Consider the following 10,157-nt stretch of genomic DNA (forward strand, 5'->3'; position numbering starts at 1 on the left):
GCAGCCTTCGCCGCCGCGCTGCGCAAGGACCGCCCCGAGGCCGAGGCGCTGACGGCCGCCGTCGCGCGGGCCCACGTCCGAGGCGTGGCGGTGGACTGGAGGGCGTTCTTCGCGGGGACCGGTGCCCAGCGCACCGAGCTGCCCACGTACCCCTTCCAGCGCGAGCGCTACTGGCTGGAGGCTCCCGCCGGGACCATCGGCGACGTGGTCTCGGCCGGTCTGGGCGCGGCCGATCACCCGCTGCTGGGCGCGGCGGTGGAGCTGCCCGACTCCGAGGGCGTCCTCTTCACGGGCCGGCTCTCGCTCCGTACCCACCCCTGGCTGGCCGACCACGCCGTCATGGACACCGTGCTGCTGCCCGGTACGGCCCTGGTCGAGCTGGCGGTTCGGGCCGGTGACCAGGTCGGTTGCGATCTGCTGGAGGAGCTGACCCTCGAAGCGCCGCTGATCCTGCCGGAGCGTGGCGGGGTGCAGCTTCGGGTCGCCGTGGACGAGCCCGACGGCTCCGACGGGCGGCGTGCGCTGACCGTCTACTCGCGGCTGGAGGACGCCACCGACGAGCCGTGGATCCGGCACGCCTCCGGTGTGCTCACGGTCTCCGGATCCTCCGCCACCGCCCCGGCGGAGTGGCCCCCGGCCGCCGAGACGGCCTCCACCGCCGACCTCGAACCGCTCGACGTGGACGGGCTGTACGACGGCTTCGCCGCCCTCGGCCTCGCCTACGGCCCGGTGTTCCAGGGTCTGCGCAAGGCGTGGCGGCGCGGGGACGAGGTGTTCGCCGAGGTGGCGCTCGACGCGGACCGGCAGGGCGAGGCCCGTGCGTTCGGGCTGCACCCGGCGCTGCTGGACGCCGCGCTGCACACGGTGGCGCTCGGCGGGTTCTTCCCGGCCGAGGAGGCGGGCCAGGCGCGGCTGCCGTTCTCGTGGGACGCCGTACGGCTGCACGCGGTCGGCGCGACCGCGCTGCGGGTGCGGGTCTCCCCGGCCGGGCATGGCGCGGTGGCGCTGGAGATCAGCGACGAGGCCGGTGTCCCGGTGGTGTCGGTCGGTTCGCTGGCGCTGCGGCCGCTGGACGCCGAGCAGTTCGCGGGCGCCCGTACCGCACACCACGAGGCGCTGTTCCGTATCGACTGGGCCGCGCTGTCCACGCCCGCGGTGCGGCAGCGGCCGGAGGACACCGCCCTGTGGGCCGTCCTGGACGGCTTCGGCGGCGGCGATCTGAAGCTCACGGCCGCGCTGACGGACGCGGACACCGGTATCGAGGCCGAGACGTACGCGGGGCTCCCGGCGCTCGCCGAGGCGGTGGAGGCCGAGGGGATCGCGCCCGATGTGGTCCTGGTGCCGTGCCTGCCCGACCTGGGCACGCCCGGGGACACCGCGGGCGCCGCGCACACCGTCGTCCGGCGGACGTTGGGGCTGGTCCAGGAGTGGCTGACGGATGAGCGGTTCGCCGACTCCCGGCTGGTCCTGCTCACCCGTGGCGCCGTGGCCGTGACCACGGGCGACGACGCGGGGGCCGAGGGCGTCGAAGCGGCCGAGGGCGTGGACGACCTGACGCACGCCGCCGCCTGGGGCCTGGTGCGCTCGGCGCAGGCCGAGCACCCGGGCCGGTTCGTCCTGGTCGACGTCCAGGGGGACATCGACATCCACGGCGCCCTGGCCCGCGGCGTCCCGGCGCATGACGACCCGGCGCATGACGACCCGGCCACCCCCGCCACCCCCCACGGCTGGCTCCCCGCCCTGGTGGCGGCCCTGCGGACCGACGAGCCGCAGCTCGCCGTGCGCGCCGGGGTCGTCCACGCGCCGCGGCTCGCGCGGGTGGCGGCCCTGGACGCGGCGACCGTGCCCGGCCTGGACCCGGCGGGCACCGTGCTGGTCACCGGCGCGTCCGGCACCCTGGGCGGGGTGCTGGCCCGCCATCTGGTGACCGAGCGCGGCGCCCGGAGGCTGCTGCTGACCAGCCGCCGGGGCGCGGAGGCGGCGGGCGCCGCCGAACTCGCGGCCGAGCTGGGCGCGTTGGGCGCCGAGGTCGCCTGGGTGGCGTGTGACGCGGCCGACCGGGACGCCCTGGCCGAGGTCATCGCGTCCGTTCCCGCCGACCGCCCGCTCACCGCCGTGATCCACGCGGCGGGTGTGCTCGACGACGGGATCGTCGAGTCCCTCACCCCCGAGCGCGTCGCCCACGTCCTGCGCCCGAAGGTGGACGCGGCGTGGAACCTGCACGAGCTGACCCGGGACCTCGACCTGTCCGCGTTCGTGCTGTTCTCCTCCGCCGCCGGTGTGTTCGGCAACCCGGGGCAGGGCAACTACGCGGCGGCCAACACCTTCCTGGACGCCCTCGCCCAGCACCGCCGCGCCCAGGGCCTGCCCGCCGTCTCCCTGGCCTGGGGCCTGTGGGAGGACGAGGGCGGCATGGCCGCGACCCTCGCCGAGGCCGATCGGCAGCGGATGAGCCGCAGCAGCATGGGCGCGCTGAGCAACGCCGAGGGCCTGGCCCTGTTCGATGTGTCGGGCCTGGCCGGACACCCGGTGCTGATCCCCGCCGCCCTGGACGTCGCCGCCCTGCGCGCCCAGTCCACGGCCGGGGTCGCCCCGCTGCTGCGCGGGCTGATCCGTACCCCCGTACGGCGCGCCGCGGCCGGTGGTGGCGGCGGGGCGGACGAGGCGACGGGCCTCGCCGAGCGGCTCGCGGGCATGTCCGCGGCCGAACGGGACCGCTTCCTGCTCAACCTGGTCTGCGGCCAGGTGGCCACCGTGCTCGGCTACGGCAGCGCGGCGGCGATCGAACCCGGCGCGGCCTTCAAGGAGCTGGGCTTCGACTCGCTCACCGCCGTCGAACTCCGCAACCGGCTCGGCGCGGCCACCGGCCTCCGGCTGCCCGCCACGCTGATCTTCGACTATCCGACCCCCGACGCCCTGGCCGACCATCTGCGCGCGGAACTCCCGCACGGGGACGGCGGCGGTCCTTCGGTGTTCGGCGAACTCGACCGGCTGGAAGCCGCCCTGGCGGTGGCCGCGGACGACAGCGTGACGCGCTCCAGGATCACCATGCGCCTCCAGGCGCTCCTGGCGAAGTGGAACGACGCCCAGGACGCGACCGCCGACGGCGACACCGACGACCACGACCTCGAATCCGCGACCGACGATGAGCTCTTCGACCTGCTCGACGACGAACTCGGCTCCTCCTGAACGGGAGCGTTCTGAACCCATGGAACTCATGAGCACCACCTCCCTCTTCCCAAGGAGCCGACGCAATGGTGAATAACGAGGACAAGCTCCGGGACTACCTCAAGCGGGCCACCGCCGATCTGCGTCAGGCCCGTCGGCAGCTCCGCGAGGTCGAGGAGCGGCACCAGGAGCCCATCGCGATCGTCGCGATGAGCTGCCGCTACCCGGGCGGTGTGCGCACCCCCGAGGAGCTGTGGCAGCTCGTCCTGGACGGCGAGGACGCGATCTCCGGCTTCCCCACCGACCGTGGCTGGGACGTCGAGTCGCTCTATGACGCCGACCCCGACCAGGCGGGCGCCAGCTATGTGAACGAGGGCGGGTTCCTCTACGACGCGGGCGGCTTCGACCCGGCGGTCTTCGGGATCTCGCCGCGCGAGGCCATGGCGATGGATCCGCAGCAGCGGCTGCTGCTGGAGAGCTCCTGGGAGGCGTTCGAGCGGGCCGGGATCGACCCGACCGGGCTGCGCGGCAGCCGGACCGGTGTGTTCGCGGGCGTGATGTACCACGACTACACCTCGCGGCTGGACTCCGTGCCCGAGGGCGTCGAGGGCTTCCTGGGCACCGGCAGCTCCGGCTCCATCGCCTCCGGCCGGGTGTCGTACACCTTCGGTTTGGAGGGCCCGGCGGTCACGGTCGACACGGCGTGCTCGTCGTCGCTGGTCACCCTGCACATGGCGGTGCAGGCGCTGCGCAATGGCGAATGCTCGCTGGCGCTCGCGGGCGGTGTCACCGTGATGGCCACGCCCTCGACGTTCACCGAGTTCAGCCGGCAGCGCGGGCTCGCCGCCGACGGCCGCTGCAAGCCCTTCGCCGCCGCCGCGGACGGCACCGGCTGGGGCGAGGGTGTGGGCATGCTGCTGGTCGAGCGGCTGTCCGACGCCCGCCGGCACGGCCACCCGGTGCTGGCCGTCGTCCGTGGCTCGGCCATCAACCAGGACGGCGCCTCCAACGGGCTGACGGCCCCCAACGGCCCGTCCCAGCAGCGCGTCATCCACCAGGCGCTCACCAACGGCCGCCTCTCCGCCGCCGATGTGGACGCCGTCGAAGCACACGGCACCGGGACCACGCTCGGCGACCCGATCGAGGCGCAGGCGCTGCTCGCCACCTACGGCCAGGAGCACACCGAGGACCAGCCGCTGCTGCTCGGCTCCATCAAGTCCAACATCGGGCACACCCAGGCCGCCGCCGGTGTCGCCGGCATCATCAAGATGGTCATGGCCATCCGCCATGGCGTACTGCCCAAGACGCTGCACATCGACGAGCCGACCCCGCATGTCGACTGGTCGGCGGGCGCGGTGTCGCTGCTCGCCGACACCACACCGTGGCCGGAGACCGACCACCCGCGCCGCGCCGCCGTGTCCTCCTTCGGCTTCAGCGGCACCAACGCCCACACCATCCTGGAGCAGGCCCCCGCCGAGGAGGCCGAGGAGGCCGCCGAGGAACCGGCGGCCCCGACGAAGCGGCTGGACGTCGTGGCGTGGGCGGTGTCGGGCAAGAGCGCGGCGGGGCTGCGCGCCCAGGCCGAGCGGCTGCTGGCCCACCTCGAGGCCGACCCGTCCCTGAACCCGGTGGACGTGGCCCTGTCGCTGACCACCACCCGGGCCCAGCTCGACCACCGCGCCGTGGTGCGCGGCCACGACCGCGACGAACTGCTGGCCGGGCTCACCGCCCTGGCCGAGGGCGGCATGGCGGCGGGCGTCGCACAGGGCTCCGCCGTCGGCGGCCGCACGGCGTTCGTGTTCCCGGGGCAGGGGTCGCAGTGGGCCGGGATGGCGGTGGGGCTGATGGACGCCTCGCCCGTCTTCGCCACGCGGATCGAGGAGTGTGCGGCGGCGCTCGCGGAGTTCACCGACTGGTCGTTGGTGGAGGTGTTGCGTGGCGTGGAGGGTGCGCCGTCGCTGGAGCGGGTGGATGTGGTCCAGCCGGTGTTGTTCGCCGTGATGGTGTCGCTCGCGGAGGTGTGGCGTTCGCTGGGTGTCGTCCCGGCGGCCGTGGTCGGCCACTCGCAGGGTGAGATCGCGGCGGCGTGCGTGGCGGGGATTCTGTCGCTGCGGGACGCGGCGCGTGTGGTGGCGCTGCGCAGTCAGGCGATCGGCCGGGTGCTGGCGGGCAAGGGTGGCATGGTGTCGGTGGCGCTTCCGGTGGCGGACGTGCGGGAGCGGATCGCTCCGTGGGGTGAGGAGCGGATCTCGGTGGCGGCGGTCAATGGGCCGTCGTCTGTTGTGGTTTCGGGTGAGCCCGAGGCGCTGGATGAGCTTCTGGCGTCCTGTGAGGCCGATGAGGTGCGGGCGCGCCGGGTGCCGGTGGACTACGCCTCGCATTCGGCTCAGGTGGAGTTGCTCCGCGAGGAGTTGCTGGAGCTGCTGGCGCCCGTACAGCCGAAGAACGCCCAGGTGCCGTTCCTGTCGACGGTGACGGGGGAGTGGGTCGAGGGTCCGGAGCTGGACGCGGAGTACTGGTTCACCAACCTGCGGCGCACGGTTGAGCTGGAGGGTGCCGTTCGCCGTCTGCTGGACGAGGGCTTCGGATCCTTCATCGAGTCCAGCGCCCATCCGGTGCTGACGATGGGTGTGCAGGAGACCGCCGAGGACGCGGGCCGCGAGGCCGCCGCGATCGGGTCGCTGCGCCGTGACGAGGGCGGTCTGGACCGCTTCTACATCTCGCTGGGCGAGGCGTGGACGCGCGGCGTCACCGTGGACTGGGCCGGGGTGTTCGACGGTACGGGCGCGGCCCGCGTCGAGCTGCCCACGTACGCCTTCCAGCACCAGCACTACTGGCTCGAGGCGGGCAGCCCCGCCGCTGCCGCCGCTGCCGCCGCCACCGCCGCCGACCCCGTCGAGACCCGCTTCTGGGAGGCCGTCGAGCGCGAGGACTGGCAGACGCTCGCCGCCGAGCTGGACGTCGACGGCGACGAGCGGGTCAGCGCGCTGCTGCCCGCCCTGGCGTCGTGGCGCAAGCAGGCCCGCGAGCAGTCCACGGTGGACGGCTGGCGCTACCGCGTCACCTGGAAGCCGCTCGCCGACAGTCAGTCCGCGCGGCTGACCGGCGCCTGGCTCGTCGTCGCCCCGGCCACCGAGGACACCGACGGCACCGACGACACCTGGGCCGACGCCGTGGCCGGTGTGCTCGCCGAACGTGGCGCCGACGTACGGCGGATCGCCGTGCACACCGGCACCGACGGCCGCGAGGAGCTGGCCGAGCGGCTGCGGGCCGCGCTCGCGGAGATCGACGGCATCCCGTTCACCGGAGTGCTGTCGCTGCTGGCCCTCGACGGCCGTGCGCACCCCCAGTACCCCTCCGTCCCGGCCGGGGTGGCGGCGCAGCTCGCGCTGGTGCAGGCACTCGGCGACGCGGAGATCGGCGCGCCGCTGTGGTCCGCCACCCGAGGCGCGGTCTCGGTCGGCCGCGCGGACGTGCTGGACTCCCCCGAGCAGGCGCTGGTCTGGGGGCTGGGCCGGGTGGCCGCGCTGGAGCACGGCGAGCGCTGGGGCGGTCTGGTGGACCTGCCCGGGGCGCCCGACGAGCGGGCGCTGGCCCGGCTGGTGACCGTGCTCGCCGGGGCCGAGGAGGAGGACCAGGTCGCGATCCGCGCCACCGGGCTGCTGGTACGCCGTCTGGTGCGCGCCCCGCTGGCCGCCACCCCCGCCGTACGGGCCTGGACGCCGTCGGGTACGACGCTGGTCACCGGCGGTACGGGCGCCCTGGGCGCCCATGTGGCGCGCTGGCTGGCCGGCAACGGGGCCGAGCACCTGGTGCTCACCAGCCGCCGTGGCCTGGACGCCCCGGGCGCCGCTGATCTGCGGTCCGAACTGACCGAGCTGGGCGCCAAGGTCACCATCGCCGCGTGCGATGTGGCCGACCGCGCCCAGGTCGAGGCGCTGCTCGCGGACATCCCCGCCGAACACCCGCTGACCGCCGTCGTCCACACCGCCGCCGTGCTGGACGACGGGGTGATCGAGGGCCTGACCCCGGACCAGGTGGACCGGGTGCTGAAGGTCAAGGTGGACGCCACCCGCCATCTGCACGAGCTCACCCGCGATCTGGACCTGAGCGCGTTCGTGCTGTTCTCCTCCTTCGCGGCCACCTTCGGCGCGCCAGGACAGGGCAACTACGCGCCGGGCAACGCCTTCCTGGACGCCTTCGCCGAGCACCGGCGCGCCCAGGGCCTGCCCGCCACCTCGCTGGCCTGGGGCCCGTGGGGCGAGGGCGGGATGGCCGAGGGCGGCGTCGGCGACCGGATGCGCCGCCACGGCGTCATCGAGATGGCGCCGCGGTCGGCCGTCACCGCGCTCCAGCACGCGCTGGACCGCGACGAGTCGGTGCTCACCGTCGTCGACATGGAGTGGAAGCGCTTCGTCCTCGCCTTCACCTCCGGCCGCTCCCGTCCGCTGCTGCACGACCTGCCCGAGGCGCGGGACGTCATCCAGGACATGGCCGGGGACGCCGAGGCGGACGGCGCGGGCGCGGTCGCCCTCGCCCAGCAGCTCGCCGGGGTGCCGGAGGCCGAGCGGGAGCGGCTGGTGCTGGAGCTGGTGCGCACCGCCGTCGCGGCCGTCCTGGGCTACGCGGGCGCCGACGACGTCGAGGCGGGCCGGGCCTTCAAGGAGCTGGGCTTCGACTCGCTGACCGCCGTCGAGCTGCGCAACCGGCTCAGCGCCGCCAGCGGGCTGAAGCTGCCGCCGACCCTGATCTTCGACTACCCCACACCCACCGTGCTCGCGCGCCATCTGCGTACCGAGATCGCGGGCGGGCAGCGGGCCGCCGTGGCCGCGCTGCCGACCGCGGCGGCGCTCGCCGACGACGAGCCGATCGCCATCGTCTCCATGAGCTGCCGCTTCCCGGGCGGGGTGCGCACCCCCGAGGAGCTGTGGCAACTGCTCGCCTCCGGTGGCGACGCGCTGTCGGAGTTCCCGGGCGACCGCGGCTGGGACGTCGAGTCGCTGTACAACCCGGACCCGGACGCGCAGGGCACCAGCTACACCCGCGAGGGCGGATTCCTCACCGGGGCCGCCGACTTCGACCCCACCTTCTTCGGGATCTCGCCGCGTGAGGCCATGGCGATGGACCCGCAGCAGCGGCTGCTGCTGGAGACGTCCTGGGAGGCGTTCGAGCGGGCCGGAATCGACCCGGCCACGCTGCACGGCAGCCCGTCCGGTGTCTTCGTCGGCACCAACGGCTCCGACTACTCCATCGTCATGCGCAACAACACCGAGGGCTACGAGGGCCACCTGGCCACCGGCAGCGCCGCGAGCGTCGTCTCCGGCCGTCTCTCGTACACCTTCGGCCTGGAGGGCCCGGCGGTCACCGTGGACACCGCGTGCTCGGCGTCGCTGGTGGCGCTGCACCTGGCCGTCCAGTCGCTGCGCCAGGGCGAGTGCTCGATCGCGCTCGCGGGCGGGGTGACCGTGATGGCCACCCCGGGCACGTTCATCGAGTTCAGCCGCCAGCGCGGACTCTCCTCGGACGGCCGCAGCAAGGCGTTCTCCTCGGACGCCGACGGCTTCAGCCCGGCCGAGGGCGTGGGCATGCTGCTGGTGGAGCGGCTGTCGGACGCCCGTAAGAACGGCCATCCAGTGCTCGCGATCGTGCGTGGCAGTGCGATCAACCAGGATGGCGCGTCGAACGGTCTGACGGCGCCCAACGGCCCGTCCCAGCAGCGTGTGATCCGGCAGGCCCTGGCCAACGCCCGGCTGTCCGCCTCGGAGGTGGACGTCGTGGAGGCCCATGGCACCGGTACGACGCTGGGCGACCCGATCGAGGCGCAGGCGCTGCTCGCCACCTACGGCCAGGAGCGGCCCGACGGGCAGCCGCTGCTGCTCGGCTCCATCAAGTCCAACATCGGCCACGCCCAGGCGGCCGCCGGTGTCGCCGGTGTCATGAAGCTCGTGCTCGCGCTGCGTCACGGCGTGCTGCCGGAGTCGCTGCACATCGTCGAGCCCACCCCGCATGTGGACTGGTCGGCGGGCGAGGTCGAGCTGCTGACCGAGGCGCGGGAGTGGCCGGAGACCGGCCGCCCGCGCCGGGCCGCCGTATCCTCGTTCGGCTTCAGTGGCACCAACGCGCACGCCATCATCGAGCAGGCACCCGCCGAGGAGCCGGGCGAGGCCGAGCCGGTGACCCGGCCGCTGACCGCGCTGCCGTGGACGGTGTCCGGCAAGAGCGAGGCGGCGCTGCGCGCCCAGGCCGCCAGGCTGCTGGCCCACCTCGACGCCGACCCGGCCGCGCGCCCGCTGGACATCGGCCACTCGCTGGCCACCACCCGCGCCGCCTTCGACCGGCGCGCGGTGCTGGTGGGCACGGACCGGGACGATTTCGTCCGGGGTTTGGACGCCCTCGCTAGGGGGCAGGTCCTGCCGAACCTGGTGCAGGGGGCCTCAATCGGGGGCAAGGCCGCATTCGTGTTCCCAGGACAGGGGTCACAATGGGTAGGCATGGCCGTGGCGCTGTTGGATGCTTCACCGGTGTTCGCTGCCCGTATTGATGAGTGTGCCGCCGCGCTCGCAGAGTTCACCGACTGGTCGTTGGTGGATGTGCTGCGCGAGGCGGAGGGCGCACCGTCACTGGAGCGGGTGGACGTTGTTCAGCCGGTGTTGTTCTCCGTGATGGTTTCGCTCGCGGAGCTGTGGCGTTCGCAGGGAGTGCGGCCGTCGGCCGTGGTCGGCCACTCGCAGGGCGAGATCGCGGCGGCGTGTGTGGCGGGAGCGCTGTCGCTGCGGGACGCGGCGCGTGTGGTGGCGCTGCGCAGTCAGGCGATCGGCCGGGTGCTGGCGGGCAAGGGTGGCATGGTGTCGGTGGCGCTTCCGGTGGCGGACGTGCGGGAGCGGATCGCGCCGTGGGGTGAGGAGCGGATCTCGGTGGCGGCGGTCAACGGGCCGTCGTCGGTGGTGGTCTCCGGTGAGCCGACCGCCCTGGACGAACTGCTGGCCGCG

The 10,157-nt window shown here is 74.2% G+C and carries 2 protein-coding genes; both read left to right on the forward strand.

The annotated features are described in order from the left end of the window. Positions 1-3,189: type I polyketide synthase (locus NP777_RS46080; protein ID WP_256656184.1), on the forward strand; the 3,189-nt coding region annotated here is incomplete at its 5' end. A 65-nt stretch (positions 3,190-3,254) separates the two neighbouring features. Further along, positions 3,255-10,157 (forward strand): type I polyketide synthase (locus NP777_RS46085; protein WP_256656185.1); only part of this gene is annotated, 6,903 nt, incomplete at its 3' end.

It is taken from the genome of Streptomyces rugosispiralis (assembly GCF_024505145.1).
Lineage (GTDB): Bacteria > Actinomycetota > Actinomycetes > Streptomycetales > Streptomycetaceae > Streptomyces > Streptomyces rugosispiralis.